This window comes from Streptomyces sp. NPDC088197 (genome assembly GCF_044741185.1).
Lineage (GTDB): Bacteria > Actinomycetota > Actinomycetes > Streptomycetales > Streptomycetaceae > Actinacidiphila.
Genome location: NZ_JBIUSD010000012.1, coordinates 108,832 through 125,772 on the forward strand (window position 1 = coordinate 108,832; position 16,941 = coordinate 125,772).

Annotated in this window: 15 protein-coding genes; 8 read left to right on the forward strand and 7 right to left on the reverse strand. The window is 71.4% G+C overall.

The genetic code is table 11. From position 1 onward, the window contains the following. Positions 1 to 69: 69 nt before the first annotated feature. Complete coding sequence (locus ACIOC1_RS26090) at positions 70 to 516, reverse strand: MarR family winged helix-turn-helix transcriptional regulator (RefSeq protein WP_401856519.1); 447 nt, start codon at positions 514 to 516, stop codon at positions 70 to 72. 88 nt (positions 517 to 604) lie between these two features. On the opposite strand from ACIOC1_RS26090, the gene ACIOC1_RS26095 reads away from it, so the two are divergent. Further along, positions 605 to 1,012, forward strand: coding sequence for a VOC family protein (locus ACIOC1_RS26095; protein ID WP_401856520.1), 408 nt, complete (start codon positions 605 to 607; stop codon positions 1,010 to 1,012). A 178-nt stretch (positions 1,013 to 1,190) separates the two neighbouring features. Here the strand turns inward: ACIOC1_RS26095 and ACIOC1_RS26100 are convergent, their stop codons facing one another. Together ACIOC1_RS26100 and ACIOC1_RS26105 are read right to left on the reverse strand one after the other, a co-directional pair. Beyond that, the gene (locus tag ACIOC1_RS26100; protein ID WP_355341744.1) at positions 1,191 to 1,661 is read right to left on the reverse strand and encodes an RNA-binding S4 domain-containing protein; all 471 of its coding nucleotides are present in this window, start codon (positions 1,659 to 1,661) and stop codon (positions 1,191 to 1,193) included. A 352-nt stretch (positions 1,662 to 2,013) separates the two neighbouring features. Next, a complete protein-coding gene (locus ACIOC1_RS26105; RefSeq protein WP_391045812.1) occupies positions 2,014 to 2,769 on the reverse strand; it encodes an SDR family oxidoreductase in 756 nt (251 codons plus the stop codon). Between the two features lie 207 nt (positions 2,770 to 2,976). On the opposite strand from ACIOC1_RS26105, the gene ACIOC1_RS26110 reads away from it, so the two are divergent. Further along, positions 2,977 to 3,864 carry a LysR family transcriptional regulator gene (locus ACIOC1_RS26110; RefSeq protein ID WP_355341738.1) on the forward strand — a complete coding sequence of 296 codons (888 nt, stop codon included), beginning with the start codon at positions 2,977 to 2,979 and terminating at the stop codon, positions 3,862 to 3,864. Between the two features lie 52 nt (positions 3,865 to 3,916). Here ACIOC1_RS26110 and ACIOC1_RS26115 read toward each other — a convergent pair whose 3' ends face one another. Beyond that, positions 3,917 to 5,200, reverse strand: a complete 1,284-nt coding sequence (locus ACIOC1_RS26115; protein WP_401856521.1) for a phosphodiester glycosidase family protein — start codon at positions 5,198 to 5,200, stop codon at positions 3,917 to 3,919. A gap of 333 nt (positions 5,201 to 5,533) precedes the next feature. Between ACIOC1_RS26115 and ACIOC1_RS26120 the strand changes: the two genes are divergently transcribed. From ACIOC1_RS26120 to ACIOC1_RS26130, 3 genes are all read left to right on the forward strand, one after another. Then, a complete protein-coding gene (locus ACIOC1_RS26120; RefSeq protein WP_401856522.1) occupies positions 5,534 to 6,313 on the forward strand; it encodes a hypothetical protein in 780 nt (259 codons plus the stop codon). Between the two features lie 38 nt (positions 6,314 to 6,351). After that, positions 6,352 to 7,359 (forward strand): phosphotransferase family protein, encoded by a 1,008-nt coding sequence (locus ACIOC1_RS26125; protein ID WP_401856523.1) that lies wholly within the window; start codon positions 6,352 to 6,354, stop codon positions 7,357 to 7,359. Between the two features lie 184 nt (positions 7,360 to 7,543). Further along, positions 7,544 to 8,185: a hemerythrin domain-containing protein gene (locus ACIOC1_RS26130; protein WP_401856524.1), complete on the forward strand. Its 642-nt coding sequence runs from the start codon at positions 7,544 to 7,546 to the stop codon at positions 8,183 to 8,185. Between the two features lie 76 nt (positions 8,186 to 8,261). Here ACIOC1_RS26130 and ACIOC1_RS26135 read toward each other — a convergent pair whose 3' ends face one another. The 3 genes from ACIOC1_RS26135 to ACIOC1_RS26145 all read right to left on the reverse strand — a co-directional run bounded on the left by ACIOC1_RS26135 (position 8,262) and on the right by ACIOC1_RS26145 (position 12,984). Then, positions 8,262 to 9,182 (reverse strand): zinc-binding dehydrogenase, encoded by a 921-nt coding sequence (locus ACIOC1_RS26135; protein WP_355341723.1) that lies wholly within the window; start codon positions 9,180 to 9,182, stop codon positions 8,262 to 8,264. Positions 9,183 to 9,443: 261 nt separating this feature from the next. Beyond that, on the reverse strand, positions 9,444 to 10,445 hold the full coding sequence (locus ACIOC1_RS26140) for a beta-ketoacyl-ACP synthase III (protein WP_355341720.1): 1,002 nt from the start codon (positions 10,443 to 10,445) through the stop codon (positions 9,444 to 9,446). A gap of 490 nt (positions 10,446 to 10,935) precedes the next feature. Beyond that, positions 10,936 to 12,984 carry an ATP-binding protein gene (locus ACIOC1_RS26145; protein ID WP_401308326.1) on the reverse strand — a complete coding sequence of 683 codons (2,049 nt, stop codon included), beginning with the start codon at positions 12,982 to 12,984 and terminating at the stop codon, positions 10,936 to 10,938. Positions 12,985 to 13,661: 677 nt separating this feature from the next. Here ACIOC1_RS26145 and ACIOC1_RS26150 point away from each other — a divergent pair. The 3 genes from ACIOC1_RS26150 to ACIOC1_RS26160 are packed head-to-tail and all read left to right on the forward strand — an operon-like array spanning position 13,662 to position 16,884. Beyond that, positions 13,662 to 14,963 carry an extracellular solute-binding protein gene (locus tag ACIOC1_RS26150; RefSeq protein ID WP_391163272.1) on the forward strand — a complete coding sequence of 434 codons (1,302 nt, stop codon included), beginning with the start codon at positions 13,662 to 13,664 and terminating at the stop codon, positions 14,961 to 14,963. After that, a complete protein-coding gene (locus ACIOC1_RS26155; RefSeq protein WP_401856525.1) occupies positions 14,963 to 15,967 on the forward strand; it encodes a carbohydrate ABC transporter permease in 1,005 nt (334 codons plus the stop codon). The genes ACIOC1_RS26150 and ACIOC1_RS26155 overlap by 1 nt, the downstream gene beginning before the upstream one ends. Continuing rightward, a complete protein-coding gene (locus ACIOC1_RS26160) occupies positions 15,964 to 16,884 on the forward strand; it encodes an ABC transporter permease subunit (protein ID WP_391045826.1) in 921 nt (306 codons plus the stop codon). The genes ACIOC1_RS26155 and ACIOC1_RS26160 overlap by 4 nt, the downstream gene beginning before the upstream one ends. Positions 16,885 to 16,941 lie beyond the last annotated feature (57 nt).

The window sequence follows — 16,941 nt, forward strand, 5'->3', positions numbered from 1 at the left end:
ACTAGCACCGCAAGTTTACGGGGGCGAGGGCCGCTCCCGGCACTCCCCAGCCCCGCCGTTGCCGTGGTCTCACCGTCCCCCGGCGGCCAGCCCGTCGTGCACCCGCAGCAACAGGGCGTGCAATTGGGCCCGTTCGCGCGCGTCGAGCGGGGCGAGCACGTCGTCCTGTACGGCCTCGGCGCGGGCGGTGAGCGCGGCGAGGCGGTCGCGGCCCGCCGGGGTGAGGGCGACGCGGACCCGGCGGCGGTCGGCCGTGTCGCGGGCGCGCTCGACGCAGCCGGACGCGGCCAGTCCGTCGACGACCTTCACCATGTCACTGGGGTCGACGCCCAGCCGCCCTGCCAGCTCCCGCTGCACCTGCGGGCCGAAGTCGGCGAGCGCGGCGAGCACCGCCATGTGCCACAGCCGCAGACCCTCGTCGGACAGTTCGGCGGCCAGCCTGCCGCGCGCGGCCTTGCCGGTCTTCGACAGCAGATACGTCGTGAGGGCGGCGAGGGTGGGCGGTGTTCCGTGCATGGACCTCATTGTAGGCTGACACCAATGATGGGTAAGCCCCTATGATCCCGTCACTCATCATCCCGTACGCACCGAGTGAGGTCTCCCGATGGACGCGCTCCACCCGCGCCTGCTCGTCGGCCGGTTCGCCGACACCTTCCGCTTCTACGACGCCGTGCTCCCCGGTCTCGTCGGCGCCGCGCTGACCCGCGGCGGCGAGAGCGGCCCCTACGCGAGCTGGGACGTCGGCGCCGAGGGCGTCCTCTCCCTCTTCGACCGGGCCGCGATGGCCGAGGTGACGGGCGGCACCGACCTGTCCGTCGACCCGCCGCCCGCCCGGGACCGGGCCGTGCTGGTCAGCCGGGTGCCGGACGTCACCGCCGGGTACGAGCTGTGCCTGCGGCACGGTGGACGGCCGGTCGCTCCCCCGGCCGACCGCCCCGAGTGGGGCCCGTCGATGCGGACCGCGCATCTGCGCGACCCGGACGGCAACCTCCTGGAACTCCAGTCGTACTGATCCGGCGTACGGCCGGACCCGCCGGGGTCCTCAGCCGCCCAGCACCGCTCAGTGCGCTCAGACGCTCTGGGCCATCAGCCAGGGTCCGACGCAGGACTCGCGGGTCACACGGGCGCCGCTCAGCCGTCCGCGGGACGCCGGGAACCCCTCACCCGTCCGCGGGACCCCCGCCCACTCCTCAGCCGTCCGCGGGACGCCGGGCGCCGCCGCGCGGACGCGGGGTCCCGCCGGGCCGGCCGCCGTCGCCGGGCCGCGCGCTGCCGTGCAGCAGCCGTTCCAGCTCGCGCCGGTCGCGCTTGGTCGGCCGTCCGGTGCCGCGGTCGCGCAGGCCCAGCGCCAGGACGTCCTCGCGCGGGGGCGGCGGCGGGCTGTTGTCCACGAAGCACTCGGCCGCCGCGGGCGCGCCGACCCGCTTGCTCAGCACCTTGGAGACGACCACGATCCGCTCGCGGCCCGCGTGGTGCAGCCGTACCTCGTCGCCGACGCGTACGGCCTGGGCGGGCTTCACGCGCTCGCCGTTCACCCGGACGTGTCCGGCCCTGCACGCCGCGGCGGCGATCGAGCGTGTCTTGGTCAGCCGGACGCACCAGATCCAACTGTCCACCCGTACGCTCCCGCCGCCCGCGGGCTTCCCCTCGTCACCAGCCATGCCTCCGAGCCTACGACGTGGTCCGCTCCCGTCACCCCTGGTTTCCCGCTCACCTGGGCGGACGGCTGCGCGTGCGGGGTGCGCGGCGCAGTGTGAGGGTGCTGGTGCTGGTGCGAGTACCGTCGGTGAGACCGGTCCCGTGACCGAGGAGGCGGCGCCGCCCGCTCCGAGTGTGCGTCAGCGGCAACATCGTGTTCGGCACGATCATGCCGGGGATGCTGCCGGCGGCGCTCGACCAGACCGTCGTGGGTACGCGGACACCGCCCGCCGCATCCTGGACGGCGCGGACACCCGGCTCGACGCGGCGGGGGCGTCCGCTCGGCCGCGTGACCGCCCGGGCGCGTTCGAGCGGTCAACGGCCTAGCATCGCGCCGCCGTTGACGTGCAGGATCTGTCCCGTGGTGTACGCGGCCTCGGGCGCGGCCAGGTGCTTGATCGCGGCGGCGATCTCGCTGGGCCTGCCGGGGTTGCCGGTCAGCGTCTGGGCGACGCGGGAGGCGATGAACCCCGGGGTGCCGCGGTCGCCGAAGAACTCGGTGTCGCCGACGAAGCCGGGCGCCACCGCGTTGACGGTGATGCCGTCCTTGCCGAGCCGCTGGGCGAGTTCGAAGGTGTAGGCGTGCACGGCCGCCTTCGCGCCGCCGTACGAGCCGGGGCCGCGTACCGCCGCGATCGAGGACAGGTGGACGATCCGCCCGCCGGGCCGCCGTACGGACGGCAGCAGCGCCTCGGTGAGCAGGACGGCCGTCAGGACGTTGGCGGCGAAGTTGCGCCGGTAGCCGTCGGCGATGCCCTCCAGGGTGCCGTCGTCGTCGAAAGCGGCGTTGCCGCCCGCGTTGGTGACGATGACGTCCACGGGGCCCTCGGCGGTGATGAACGCGGCTGCCGCGCGCACCTGTTCCGGCTCGGTGAGGTCGGCGGCGAAGAGGTCGACGCGCCCCTTGCCGTACTCCTCGTTCAGCTCCTCGGCGGCGGCGCGCAGGACGCCCTCGCGGCGGCCGAGGACGGTCACCCGGTCGCCGTCGGCGGCGAAGGCCGCCGCGGTGGCCCGTCCGATTCCGGTCCCGCCGCCCGACACCACCACGCGACGCTGCTGCTGCTCTGCCACGGTCCCCGCTCTCCGCCTCACTCCGAGGCGTTCTTTCATCTGAATAGCAGTCACATACGGGCACGACGCTAGGCAGCGCGGGCGGGCGGTGTCAACCGACTTCCCTGACGCGGGCGGGAGGATCAACTCCACTTCATGGAATGATCGTTAAGTACGAATTAACAGCGCGCTCACACATGCCTCGACGGCACCAGGAAGGGGGCCTGCATGGAGCGGTACGAGATGGAGACGTTCCTGACCCTCGCCGAGGAGCTGCACTTCGGGCGGACCGCCATGCGGCTGCGGGTGACCACAGCCCGGGTCAGCCAGGTGATCAGCAAGCTCGAACGCCGTGTCGGGGCACCGCTGTTCGAGCGCACCAGCCGCAGTGTGGTGCTGACCCCGATCGGCCGGCGCCTCCACGACGACCTGCGGCCCGCGTTCGAGCGGCTGGAGGCGGCGCTGGCGACGGCCGTGGCCGAGGGGCGCGGGGTGACCGGGCTGCTGCGGGTGGGCTTCGTGGGCGCGGCGGCGAGTCAGCTGCTGGTCAGGGCGACCGAGCGGTTCCGTACCCGGCATCCGGGCTGCGAGGTGGAGATCCGCGAGGTCCAGATGACCGAGGCGCTGGAACGGCTGCGCGCCGACGCGCTGGAGGTGCTGATCGCCTGCCTGCCGCTGTCGGGCCCGGATCTGGCCAACGGTCCCGTGCTGCTGTCGGAGCCGCGCATGCTGGCGGTCCCCGCCACGCATCCGTTCGCCCAGCGCGGCACGGTCTCGGTGGAGGATCTGGCGCGCACCGAGGTGCTGCAAGCGCCCTGCTCGCTGCCCGACTACTGGCGCGAGCCGGGGACGCCGCAGCAGACCCCGGCGGGCCTGGCGATCCCGGTCGGCCGCTCGGCGGCGACCTTCCAGGAGGTGCTGACCCTGGTCGGGGCGGGCCAGGGGGTCTTCCCGGTGGGCGCGCACGCCACCCGGTTCCCCGCCCGCCCCGACGTCGTCTACGTCCCCTTCCACGACACACCGCCGCTGGACTGGGGTCCGGTGTGGCGGGCGTCCCGCGCCACTGCCAGGATCCGCGCCTTCACCGAGGCGGCGGCGGCCGACCAGATGGCGTAGCGCCGTACCCGGCCGCGCGGGCCGTGCCGTCGGGCCGCCGCCGCGCGTACGGTCAGCGGGCGTAGACGGCCACGAAGTCGCGGGTGGCCTGGGTGTAGTAGCGGTCCGGCGGGTCCTCGAAGTCGAGGATGTTGGTGGGTTTCGGGTCCGCCGGATTCTTGCCGCTGTCGTAGGACATGAAGGACGGCCACGCGCGGTTCATGTCCAGCGGCATGGCGCGGACCGCCCCGGCGTGCTGCATCAGTTCGGCGAGGGTCCGCGCGGACAGGGCCTGGCCGACCACCATGATGATGTCGCCCTGCGCGGTGATGCCGACGCCCGAGCGCTCGACGAACATCTTGCTCTGGTCGGTGACACCCCACTTGGAGTCGTCGCCGATGTCGGACACCACCCGGCCGTCGTCGACCATCAGCTCCAGGCACTGGCGTACGCCGACGACGTCCTTGGTCATGTGCACATCGCGGCCCCAGACCCCGATGCGGATCGAGCCGTCCTTGTAGAAGACCTCGGACGCGGTGCCGTCGCGCAGGTCGCCCGCCGTCTGTCCGTTGAGGTAGAAGCCGCCGCGCGAGCCGCCGTCGGTGACCCGGAAGCCGCCGTTCCAGGTGGCGACCAGACCGGTGCGCTGTCCTTTGGGGATGTTGGGCGGTACGGAGAAGGTGCCGCCGGGCTCACGGAATCCGGGGTGGAGCTGGAAGCGCGCGTGCTTGCCGCTGATCCAGGCGACGGCCGCCTCGTACGAGGTGTGGTCGCCGTCCGGCCTGACGTACGTCCCCTGGACGATCGGCTGGCCGTGGGCGCTGGACAGGGTACGGAAGACGCCCTCGCCCGGCAGGCCGGGGGTGACCAGCGGGCGCATCGGGGCGCGCAGCGGGATGACCGGCGCCGCGGGGGCCGCGGGCGCTCCCTCCGGCGCGGTGCCCGCGGCGGCGGTGGCGGGCGCGGTGGCCTTCATCCGGGCCAGCGCGTCGGCCGACAGCGAGCCGCCGACCTTCGGCGGGTCCATCTTGTACTGGACGTCCTCCAGCTTGTTGACCACGAAGCCCAGCTCGTGGTCGCGGGCCCACTCGGCGAGCCTGGCCACGTTGCTGTCCTTGCCGGGGTAGGTCAGCGCCTGGCCGACCGACCAGCCCACGGTGCCGACGCACACCACGCAGACGCCGAGCGCGCCGCGGGTGACCAGCCGGCGGCGGCGGAGCTGCGTCGGGGTCAGATCCCGTTTGTGCTTCCACGGCAGCAGTCGTCTGCGGCGCGTGCGTCCGCCGCCGTCCGCCGCTTCCGCGGAGTCGGCGCCGTCGCGCGGTTCCGCGATCCGGCCGCCCGTCTGCTGGGTCATGACACTCCTCGCCCTCGCTCCTACCGCCCCTGTCGCCTGCGCGACCCGGGGAGACCTTTAAGCATATTTTCAGATGCTATGACCGTTCTGCGACCAGCCCAATCACGGCACGCCCGGAACCACCCGACCGCCGGACCCTTCTGACGGCCGATCAGCGGTGCGGGGGTCCTGAAGGCGGGCGCGTACTCCACCGGGAGCAGCGCGACCGCCTCCCGCGCGACGACGCGGCGCGCCCCGCCCGCCGCCTACCGTGAGCGCGTCCCGGCCGCGCCGCGTCCGGGACTCCCCGGCCGGGAGCACCGCCGGGGCCCCCTCGGTCAGGAGTCCCGCGCCATGTCCGCCACGGCAGCAGCAGTCGTCCCGCCGCCCGGCCGCCTCCCCGTGCGCGGCGCCGAGCGGGCGGCGTACGCGGTCGGCGCCGCGCTCATCGTGTCGGGCCTGTTCCACCTGGGAGTCTTCGCGGTGGACGGCGGACCGTGGGACGGCCCGGTCTCCTGGCGCAAGCCCTTCACCTTCGGGGTGTCCTTCGGCCTGACCCTGATCGCGCTCGCCCGGGTGACCTCGTACGTGCGGATCGGCGAGCGGACCCGCTCCACGCTGCTCGCCCTCTTCGCGGCCGACTGCGTCCTGGAGGTCGCGGGGATCACCGTGCAGGCGTGGCGGCACGTGCCCTCGCACTTCAACGTGGAGACGCCGGTGAACGCCGCCGTCGCCATGTCGCTGGCCGTCGGCGGCGCGCTGCTCGTCGTGGTCCTCACCGCCTTCGCGGTCGCCGCCTTCCGCACCCGGCCCGCCGGACCCGCCGGAATGCCGCTCGCGCTGCGCGCCGGATTCGCGCTGCTGCTGGTCGGCCTGCTCTCGGGCGCCGCGATGATCGCCCGCGGGGTCGTCGACACCAGGACCGGCGACCAGCAGGCCGCGTACCACTCGACCGGCGCCCTCAAGCCGCTGCACGCAGTGAGCCTGCACGCGGTCCTCGTACTCCCCGCGCTGGCCTGGCTGGCCCGTACGCCCTGGTCGGAGTCCGTCCGGCGGCGGATCGTGCTCGCCGCCGTGTGGGCCTACGCGGCCGCCGCCGTGGGCGCGCTCGGCTGGGGACTGGCGACCGCGTAGGGTTCGGCCCCACGGAAGGCGACCACGGGGAGGGGCGGATGGCACCGCTGACGCGGGACGACACGGTGACCGGAGCGCTGGAGCGCGCCGGAATCCCGGCGGCCGGGATCGCCGGACACGCGCCGCTCCAGGGCGGCACGTACAACGCGATGCACCGCGTCGAACTCACCGACGGCGCCGTCCTCGTACTCAAGGTCCCGCCGCCGTCGCGGGTCCCGAAGCTCGGCTACGAACGCGAACTGCTGCGCGGCGAGGCCCGGTTCTACGAGGGCGCCGCCACGGCGGGGGTGCCCGCGCCGCGCGTGGTGCACGCCGAGTACGACGACGGGAGCGAACAGGCTGCTCCCTTCCTGCTGATGACGCACTGCCCCGGTGTCACCTGGTCGGCGGCGGGAGAGGCCGCGGAGGGCGTCGGCGAGGCCGAGAGCGCGCGGCTGTGGCGGGAGACCGGCGGCCTGCTGGCCCGGCTGCACTCGGTGCGCGGACCGGCCTTCGGCTACCCGGCGCAGACCCTCGCCCCGCTCGACTCCCGCTGGCGGCCCGCCTTCACGGCCATGACCGACGCCGTCCTGGCCGACGCGGAGCGGTACGGACCCTGGCTGCCGCTCCCGGTCGCCGAGATCCGCGCCGCGCTGGCGACGGCGGCGCCCGTGCTCGACGAGGTCACCGAGCCCGCGCTGGTCCACTTCGACCTGTGGCCGGGCAACATCCTGCTCCACGGTCCCGCGGGCGCCCGTACGGTCAGCGGTCTCATCGACGGCGAGCGGATGTTCTGGGGCGACCCGCTGGCGGACTTCGCGTCGCTGTCGATCGGGCGCGACGACATCGAGCGCGACTCCGCCTTCCTCGCCGGATACGGCGCGGGCGGCGGGCGTACGGACTTCGACGCGGCGGCCCGGCGGCGGATCTCGCTGTACCGCTGCTACCTCTTCCTGATCATGCTCGTCGAGGTGGTGCCGCGAGGGACCGGGGGCGAGCATCTGGCGTGGGTGAGGCAGTACACGGGACCGCGGCTGGAGGCGGCGCTGCGGACCGCGGCGGGGTGACGTGCCGGGCCCCGCGACGAGGGGCCGCGGCCGAGCCCGGCCTCCTTATCGCGGGGTTCGCCCCGATCGGCGCGGAAGTCGCCGCCGCCGCGGGCCTCGGGGTTCCTGAGGAGGAAGCACCGTGACAGGCGTCGGTGCCACCATCTGACCACGTACCCGCGCACGCACTCATCAGGAGGCACGCATGAGTACCTACACCCCGTCGGATGCGCAGTCCCGGCTCGACTTCACCATGATGTACGCGGTGCACGACGCCTTCCGGCGCGACCTCGGCAGGCTGGTCACGGCCGCCGACCACAAGGCCGGGAGTCCGCGGGCCTTCAAAGAGGGCTGGAAGAACTTCACTTACTACTTGGACATCCACCACACCGCCGAGGACACCACCTTGTGGCCCGCCATGCGCGGGCGGATCGGAAGCGACCCCGAGCGGGTCGCGCTGCTGGACGCGATGGAGGCCGAGCACGCGGTGCTCGATCCGCTGATCGCGGCGGTCGATGCGCGGCTCGCGGCGGGTGACACGGCCGGGTTGAGCCAGGACGTGGAGCGGCTGCGGGACGCGCTGACGTCGCACTTCGACCACGAGGAGGACGCGGGGCTGCCGCTGGTGGGGGCCGTGGTGACCGCCAAGCAGTGGGACGCCTTCGGGGCGGAACAGCGCAGGCAGGTGGGGACGAAGGGGGCGGCGACGTTCTTCCCCTGGCTCCTGGACTCGGCGCCGGCCGCGACCGAGCAGAAGGTGCTGGCGCTCGTTCCGCCGCCGGTCCGCTTCCTCTTCCGCAAGACCTGGCGGCCCCGCTACGAGAAGCAGTCCCCCTGGGCCAAGTAGCCCCTGGCGCTGACGCGTTCACCGCGCGGAGGTCGCACGATCCCTCCGCGCGGTGAACATCCGGGAGCTGCCCGGGTCAAAGGGCCAGCACCACCTTGCCGTTGACCTGACGGCGGTCCAGACACCGCAGCGCGGGCGTCGGATCGGTCCATGAGCCGACCAGGGCGACCTGGGGGTCCAGCCGGTCCTCGGTGACGAGTTGGAGCAGGAAGGCCAGGTCGTGGCCGACGTCGTGGCGGGTGATCTCGTCGAAGAGGAAGACGTAGTGGAGGCTGACACCGGGCCGGGCGCGCCCCCAGTCGCGGGGAAGGCGTAACTCGGCCCGCGCGGTGTTGCCGTAGACGACCACGCTGCCGCCGGGGGCGACGGACTCGAAGGCCCAGGTCAGGACGGAGCCGCCGCAACTGTCGAGCAGGATGTCGACGGGCACGCCGGGGTCGGTGCCGTAGGTCGCGACGACATCGGCGCCGAGGGCGGCGAGACCGGTCGCGCGGTCCGGGGAGCCGACCCAGGCGATCACGTGGGCGCCCGCGGCGGCGGCGAGCTGGACGGCGGCCCGGCCGACTCCCCCGCCCGCGCCGGTGATCAGTACGGTGCGGCCGATCAGACGGCCGGCCCGCTGGAGGGCGTAGAGAGCGGTGAGGCCCGCGACGGGAAGGGCCGCCGCGGCGGCCCAGTCGACGGCGTCGGGCAGCCGGGCGAGCCTGCGGGTGTCGAGGGCGACGCGCTCCGCCCAGCCGTCGCGGTCGGCGAGGCCGACGACGCGGGTGCCCGCGGCCGGGCCCGATCCGTCGGCCGCCGGGCGCAGTACGGTGCCCGCGACGTCCCAGCCGATCCGGGAGCCGGGGGGCAGCTCGTCGAGCACGGACAGCTCGCCGCGGTTGACGGCCACCGCGCTGACCGCGATCAGGGCCTGTCCGGGTAGCGGTTCCGGCTCGTCGACCGGGTCGAGCCGGAGTCGGCCGTCCGCGTTGTCCGTTGTGACCAGGGCTTTCATCAGCTACCCGCCTTCTTCGTCACACGCCACCAGTGGGGAGAGGGAGAGCGGTGCGCGCCCGGTCGCGCGAGATTCCGGGCGGGTCCCGTTCTCCTCCTGGTACGTAGAGTCATTAACTCCGGCAGCTGTGACGGCCGATGATCGTTCATTTCGGAACGGCGGGTGTCGCGGGCGGAAAAGGCGCCGGCCGCCGCCCCTGTGTGCCGGGGCGGCGGCCGGTGCCAAGTGGTCGCGCTGCGCGCTGTGCTGGAGTGCGGTGGGTCAGGGCAGGGTGGCGACCACCGCGGCGTAGGACAGGCCGGAGCCGTACCCGAGCAGCAGTGCGGTGTCGCCGGAGTTGGCCTCGCCGGAGGCGAGCACCGCTTCCATGGCCTGCGGGATGGACGCACCGGAGGTGTTGCCGTTGGTCACGATGTCCTTGGCGACGGTGACTTCGGGCGGCAGGCCGATGGACTTGGCCATGCTGTCGATGATGCGCTCGTTCGCCTGGTGCGGGATGAACGTGTCGAGGTCGGCCGGGCCGACGCCCGCCACGTCCAGCGCCTGCTTGGCCACCTTGGCCATCTCGTAGACCGCCCAGCGGAAGACCCGCTGCCCGTCCTGGCGCAGTGCGGGGAACGCGTGGCCGGGGTCGTCCTTGAGCACGTCCCAGGGTGCCGTCTGCTCGATCGCGTCGGCCTGCGAGCCGTCCGCGCCCCAGACCACCGGGCCGATGCCCGGTGTGTCCGACGGGCCGATTACGACGGCCCCCGCGCCGTCGCCGAAGATGAATGCCGTCGAACGGTCGCTGAGGTCGAGCAGATCGGTCATCCGCTCCACGCCGACGACCAGGACGTGGCCGCCTCTGGCGCGCACGGCGTCGGAGGCGAGCACCACGCCGTGGACAAATCCGGCGCAGCCCGCGGTGATGTCGAAGGCCGCGGCCTCGGTGGCGCCGATCCGGTGGGCGATCTCCGTGGCGACCGCGGGTGTCTGCATGAGGTGGGTGAAGGTGGCGGCGATCACGCAGGTGATGCGGTCCGGGGTGAGCCCGGCTGCCGCGATGGCCTTGCTGGCGGCCTGCTCCGCCATCACGCCCAGGGTTTCGTCGGGACCGGCCCAGCGGCGGGTCACGATGCCGGTTCTGGAGCGGATCCATTCGTCCGAGGAGTCGATGTATCGACATACTTCGGCGTTGTCGACGACCGACCGGGGGCGATACGCGCCGACACCGAGAATTCGGGTGTGCCGTGCGCCGTCGGGCACGGCGATCTCAGCTTTCATGGGAGCCTTTCAGGCCATCGGCCATGGATGGGGGTCAGACCTTGCATCAGGCAGTGACCCATCGTCCTCGACGTGGTGTACGTCGCTCAACGCAGGGTCGCCATACGAATGATCCCGCGATTCAGCAGGAAAGAAGACCAATCCTTCCTCCACGCCGAGAGGTGGCCTGGAATCGACGCAGGTATGGCACACCTGTCCGAGACCAACCGCCCCGACCTGCGGCTTCTCCGTCCGAGCCCGCTTCGGCACCGTCACTCGCACGGCCGGATCACCCCCCTTGCGGCGCGTCCTGCGGATCTAATCCCGTACGGTAAACGGCAAAAGGCGCACAGTGGTTCCGCCGAAAGGGCAATTGACATCAATGCGATAACGTGAAGCGCCGGAGTCGGCTCCGGGAACACACGATATTCGTTACCGATCAGTATCGGCCAACGCGCCGTCTCCACGGCGGCGACCCGTGTCACGCGTCACACCCGCCGGGTCACGGCGGTCAGCGTTGCGCCGGAGGCTCCTCGGCGAGAGCGGCGGCCAGCGCGGTGCGGCCGTACTCCGTGGCGCCGCGCCGGTACGCCCTGTCGTACGCGGCGTCGCCGACCAGAGCGCGGGCGGTCGCCTCGCACTGCTCGCGCACCCCGCGCAACTCCGGCGTGCCGCGCTGCGGGTGCCCGACGCTGCGCCAGTACGACTCGCCGACGCCGTAGACGGTGGCCGCCTGCTCGCCCCTGCCCTCGGCGGCCAGCGCGGCGGCCAGCAGGTCGAGGCCGAGCGCGATCCCGAAGGCGTCGCCGAGCAGCCGCTTGCTCTCCAGCATGGTGCGGGCGTGTCCCGCGGCCTCGTGCGGCGCCGACTGGAACAGCGCGATCAGCGCGAGTTGGTACTCCAGGTAGGACAGCGTCCAGACCTCGCCGAGCTGGGCGCAGTGCTGGCGCAGTTCGCGGGCCCGCGCCCGCGCCTCGGGGAGCCGGCCGAGGCCGGTGAGCGCGAAGACCGCGACGAGGTGGCAGCGCAGCCGGGAAGGCGAGTCGAAGGCCCAGCCCGGTACGGCGGCCAGCGCCGCGTCCACGGTGTCGCGGGCGTCCTCGGCGCGGCCGGTGAGCAGGGCCAGCAGCCCGGACAGGTACGCGGCGGCGAACTGCGCCTCCTTGTCCCCGTCGTACGCGGCGGCCCGCGTGGCCAGTTCGCTGACCTGGAGCGCCGAGGGGTAGTCGCCCTGGAGGGTGATGGTCACTCCCAGCGCGCACAGCGCGCGGGTGCGTTCGGGGCCCTGGGTGTCGTGCGCCATCAGCGCGCGCTCCAAGTAGCCGCGAGCTTCCTTGAGATGGCCGCAGCAGGTCCAGAAGAAGCAGAGCAGTCCGGCGAGTTCGGCGGCGCGGGCGGGCTCGGTGGCCAGCAGGTGGTCGAGCGCGGTGCGCAGGTCGGTGTGGACGTCGTCTATCTGCCGGTAGCAGCGGGCCTGTTCGCTGCTCGACCACAGGGCGTCGGCGCGCCGGGCCAGTTCCAGGAAGTGCCCGGCGTGCCGGTCGGCCAGGGCGTGTTCCTCGCCCAGCTCGCGCAGCCACTCCTGGCCGTACTCGCGGATGGTGTCGAGCATCCGGTAGCGGTGGCCGTCCCTGCGGACCACGGACTGGGCCACGAGGCGCTCCAGGGTGGCGGCGACGGCGTGTTCGGCCAGCGGGCCGCCGGAGGTCACCGCGCGCGCGGCGGTGAGGTCGAAGGAGCCGCGGAAGACGGTGAGCCGGGCCCACAGCAAGCGCTCGACCGGCGCGCACAGTTCGTGGCTCCAGCCGATGGTGGTGCGCAGGGTGCGGTGCCGCGGCGGCCAGACGAAGTCGGCGCGGGCCAGCACGTCGAAGCGGAAGCCGAGCCGGGAGGAGACGTCCTCGACGGTGGAGGGGCCGACCTGGGCCGCGGCCAACTCCAGTGCCAGCGGGATGCCTTCGAGGCGGCGGCAGATCTCTGCGGCGGCGCGGGCGGCGCCGGGGCCCGCGAGGGCGTCGGGGTCGGAGTCGGTCACGCGCCGGGTGAACAGCGCGAGCGCGTCGGCGCCGTCGCCGTCCAGCGGCCCCACTTCGGTCAGTTCCTCGCCCACCAGGTTCAACGGACGCCTGCTGGTGGTCAGTACGGTCAGCCCCGGCGCGGAGGTGAGCAGTTCGCCGACCAGGTGCGCGCACTCGTCGACCAGGTGCTCGCAGGAGTCCAGGACCAGTAACAGGCGCTTGTCCGCGAGCCATTCGCACAGCGCTTCCACCGGCATGCGCGGTGAGTGATCGGAGAGGTCGACCGCGTCCGAGACGGTGGCCAGCAGCAACTCGGCGTTCTCCAGGGCCGACAGGTCGGCCCACCACACCCCGTCGGGGAACCGCGGCGCGGCCCGCTGCGCGGTGCGGGCGGCGGAGCGCTGCGCGATACGGGTCTTGCCGACGCCGCCCGCACCGGTGAGTGTGACCAGCCGGTGGGTCGCGAGCGCGGTGTCCAACCGCGCCAACTCCTCCTGTCGCCCCTCGAAGCTGGTCGTTTCCTCGGGGATGTAGCCCATCATGGGGACAGCCTGGCATCGTCCGGCCACACAGGGCAGCCACACGACCGGAGCAAAACGGGCCGGTGGACTTCCGGAACGATCTCGTCCGGTGTTGGCGATCATTGCCGATCATCGCGTGATGCCCGAACTTTACCGCTATCTCCGGCAATTCGGGCGCGCGGATGTCGAGTTCACCGGGGGCGCGCCCCCGCGACTCGGCCATGACGTCGGAAGCACGCAATATCAAACATTAGAAGAGATGGATCTTCAGGGCCCGTTGCCCCTTTGGTGCATGTTGTTCCATCCGGTTCGATCGTGCTCGGACCGCCTCCGAGCTGCCACGATCCGACCGCTACCCTGAACCGTCCCTCTCATGCGGGGCGGCAACGGAATTGGGCGGCCAATCAGCACGCTACCTGCACATCACGGTCCGGCAACGCATCCGTAATGGGGCGTTGACGCTCCTGGGTATCTGGCGTAGAACTACCCCTGCGGTTGAGATGGCGTTTCATCTTGGTGACTTCTGTTGGAAATCGATAGGCTACAGGCCCTCCAGAAACGTCCACTCCGCCATCGCTCGCCTACCGCACCCGGAACGGCCACACACACATGGAGGCACCATGTCGGACGTCGAATCAACGGGAAGCAGCACAGCGGGAAGCGGCCTGGACAGCGGTACGTCGCCGTCGCGCAGAAACGTGCTCAGAGGCGTCGCGGGCGCGGCCGGTCTCGCCGTCGTCTCCGGCGGCCTGCTGACGGCCTGCGGCAGCGACTCCAAGGACTCCAAGGACAAGAGCAGCCCCAGCGCATCCGGCGGCAAGGTCGGCGGCACGGTGACCTTCGGGTCCAACTACTCCGACTCCGCGCCGAAGGCCGCCTTCGCGGCCCTCACCACCGCCGCCGCCGCGAGCACCAAGGCGCAGGTCAAGATCAACACGGTCGACCACAACACGTTCCAGGAGAACATCACCAGCTATCTCCAGGGCACCCCGGACGACCTGTTCACCTGGTTCGCGGGCTACCGCATGCAGTACTTCGCCGCGCAGGGCCTGGCCCAGCCGCTGGACGACGTGTGGGACAAGATCGGCGGCAACTTCGGCGACGCGGCCAAGAAGCTCTCCACCGGCCTCGACGGCCACCAGTACCTGGTGCCGCTGTACAACTACCCGTGGGTGGTCTTCTACAACAAGAGCCAGTTCGCGGCCAAGGGCTACTCCGTGCCCACCACCTGGGACGCCTACGTGGCGCTGGCCAAGAAGATGAAGGGCGACGGCATCATCCCGATCGCCTTCGGCGACAAGGACGGCTGGCCCGCCCTCGGCACCTTCGACATCCTGAACATGCGGATCAACGGGTACGACTACCACACCAAGTTGATGAAGCACGAGATCCCGTGGACCGACCAGGGCGTGCACACGGTCTTCCAGCACTGGGCCGAGATCCTGCCGTACACGCAGACCGGCGCCAACGGGCGGATCTGGCAGGACGCGGCCAAGACGCTGGAGACCAAGAAGGCCGGGATGATGTTCCAGGGCACCAACCAGGTGGCCGCGCAGTACGTCTCGGACAAGGCCGACCTCGCCGACCTGGACTTCTTCACCTTCCCCGCGATCAACCCGTCGTACGGCCAGGACTACATGGACGCGCCGACCGACGGCTTCATGCTCAGCAAGAAGGCCAAGAACCCCGACGCGGCCAAGGCGATCCTGGAGTACATCGGCACCGGGCAGGCCGAGTCGGACTTCCTCAAGACCGACCAGTGGGACGTCGGCCTGGCCACCGGCCTCCAGGTGCCGACGTACAACGCGATCCAGAAGAAGTCGGTCGCCGAGATCGCCAAGTGCAAGGCGGTGGCGCAGTTCATGGACCGCGACGCCGACCCGGCGATGGCCACCGCGATGATCTCGATCATCCAGAAGTTCATCGACGACCCGAGCACGGGCAACATCGCCGGCCTCCAGAAGAGCGCCGAGGCCCAGGCGAAGGCGATCTACTCCTGATGAGTTCCACCCAGACGCCCGCCCCGGCGGCGGCGGAAACCACGGCCACGCCGAAGGTCCGCCGCCGCCGGGGCATACGCAGGCTGAGTGCGCGCGACCGCGTGGTCGTCGCGCTCCTGCTGGGCATACCGCTCCTGCTCGACCTGGTCTTCGTCTGGTTCCCGGCGCTCGGCACGGTGCTGCTGTCGTTCACCAAGTGGAACGGCGTCGGCAGTCTGCACACCAAGACCTGCCAGCCGAATCTGCCGTCGATCCTCAACAACGGCTGTGTGTACGGCGTCCAGAACTACCACCAGGCCGCCACGATCTACCCGGAGTTCTGGCCCGCCGTCCGGCACAATCTGATCTGGCTGGCCGTCTTCGTCCTGATCGCCACACCGCTGGGCATGCTCTTCGCCGTCCTCATCGACCGCGGCATCCGGGGCAGCCGGATGTACCAGAGCATCCTCTTCCTGCCCGTGATGCTCTCCCTGGCGCTGGTCGGCATCATCTGGGAGTTCATGTACTCGCAGAACTTCGGGCTGATCAACACCGTCATCGGGCGCAACGGCAACGACAACGCCATCGACTGGCTCGGCAATCCACACCTGAACCTGTGGTCGGTCCTGGTCGAGGCCACCTGGCGGCAGGCCGGATACGTCATGGTGCTGTACCTGGCCGGGCTCAAGGCCGTGGACCCGACGCTGCGCGAAGCGGCCCTGGTCGACGGCGCCAACGCCTGGCAGACCTTCTGGCGGGTGATCTTCCCCGTGATGCGTCCGATCAACATCGTCATCATGGTGGTCACCGTCATCGAGTCGTTGCGCGCCTTCGACCTGGTGTACATCACCAACAAGGGCATCAACGGCCTGGAGCTGCTCTCGGTCCTGGTCACCTCCAACATCGTCGGGGAGACCCAACGGGTCGGCTTCGGCTCCGCGCTGGGCGTGGTGCTGCTGGTGATCTCGCTGGTGCCGATCAGCGTCTTCCTGTACCAGACGTTCAGCCGTGAGGAATCGCGATGACCACCGATACCCTGCCGCGGCTGCACACCGAACCCGCCGCGCGGCCCCCGGGCCCCGGGAAGCCGCGCCCCTGGGGCCAGATCGCCTCTCAGGTCTTCCTGATCTGCGCCTCGGTCCTCTGGCTGCTGCCGATCGCCTTCGCGCTGTACGTGGCCGTCCGCCCGTACTCCGACACCCGCAAGTACGGCTATGTCTCGCTGCCGCACCACCTGACGTTCAAGAACTTCACCGACGCGTGGACCCAGTCGGACATGAAGCACTTCTTCTGGAACTCGGTGCTCATCACCGTTCCGGCGGTGATCGTCGTGCTGGCGCTGGCGTCCGGTGTGGCCTTCGTGCTGACCCGGGTCAACGTCAAGCTCAACATCGCGCTGCTGATCCTCTTCACGGCGGGCAACCTGCTCCCCCAGCAGGTCATCATCACCCCGCTGTACCGGATCTACCTGAAGATCTCGCTGCCCGGCTTCCTCAGCGGCAGCGGCCTGATGTACAACTCGGTCTTCGGCCTCATCGTCATCAACGTGGCCTTCCAACTGGGCTTCTGCGTCTTCGTGCTGAGCAACTACATGAAGTCGATCCCCGACGAGATGTACGAGGCCGCGCTGGTCGACGGCGCGGGGCTGTGGACCCGGTACTGGAAGCTCACCCTGCCGCTGTGCCGTCCGGCGCTCGCGGCGCTGGCGACGCTGCTGACGACCTGGATCTACAACGACTTCTTCTGGGCCATCACCTTGATGTCGTCGGGCGACAAACGCCCGGTCACCTCGGCACTGGCCAATCTCCAGGGGCAGTTCGTCTCCAACCAGAATCTCATCGCCGCCGCCGCGATGATCGCGGCGGTGCCGACGCTGGTGGTCTACATCCTGCTCCAGAAGCAGTTCATCGCCGGTCTGTCGCTGGGCTCCAGCAAGGGCTGAGCACACGGGCAGGGGCCACGCTTCCGCTCCCGTCCCCCAACGGCCGCCGCCGGGAAC

Excerpts from the sequence above, each read along its gene's own strand:
- ACIOC1_RS26090 (WP_401856519.1), bottom strand. The coding sequence starts at position 516 with ATGCACGGAACACCGCCCACCCTCGCCGCCCTCACGACGTATCTGCTG.
- ACIOC1_RS26095 (WP_401856520.1), top strand. The coding sequence starts at position 605 with ATGGACGCGCTCCACCCGCGCCTGCTCGTCGGCCGGTTCGCCGACACC.
- ACIOC1_RS26100 (WP_355341744.1), bottom strand. The coding sequence starts at position 1,661 with ATGGCTGGTGACGAGGGGAAGCCCGCGGGCGGCGGGAGCGTACGGGTG.
- ACIOC1_RS26110 (WP_355341738.1), top strand. The coding sequence starts at position 2,977 with ATGGAGCGGTACGAGATGGAGACGTTCCTGACCCTCGCCGAGGAGCTG.
- ACIOC1_RS26115 (WP_401856521.1), bottom strand. The coding sequence starts at position 5,200 with ATGACCCAGCAGACGGGCGGCCGGATCGCGGAACCGCGCGACGGCGCC.
- ACIOC1_RS26120 (WP_401856522.1), top strand. The coding sequence starts at position 5,534 with ATGTCCGCCACGGCAGCAGCAGTCGTCCCGCCGCCCGGCCGCCTCCCC.
- ACIOC1_RS26125 (WP_401856523.1), top strand. The coding sequence starts at position 6,352 with ATGGCACCGCTGACGCGGGACGACACGGTGACCGGAGCGCTGGAGCGC.
- ACIOC1_RS26130 (WP_401856524.1), top strand. The coding sequence starts at position 7,544 with ATGAGTACCTACACCCCGTCGGATGCGCAGTCCCGGCTCGACTTCACC.
- ACIOC1_RS26135 (WP_355341723.1), bottom strand. The coding sequence starts at position 9,182 with ATGAAAGCCCTGGTCACAACGGACAACGCGGACGGCCGACTCCGGCTC.
- ACIOC1_RS26140 (WP_355341720.1), bottom strand. The coding sequence starts at position 10,445 with ATGAAAGCTGAGATCGCCGTGCCCGACGGCGCACGGCACACCCGAATT.
- ACIOC1_RS26145 (WP_401308326.1), bottom strand. The coding sequence starts at position 12,984 with ATGATGGGCTACATCCCCGAGGAAACGACCAGCTTCGAGGGGCGACAG.
- ACIOC1_RS26155 (WP_401856525.1), top strand. The coding sequence starts at position 14,963 with ATGAGTTCCACCCAGACGCCCGCCCCGGCGGCGGCGGAAACCACGGCC.
- ACIOC1_RS26160 (WP_391045826.1), top strand. The coding sequence starts at position 15,964 with ATGACCACCGATACCCTGCCGCGGCTGCACACCGAACCCGCCGCGCGG.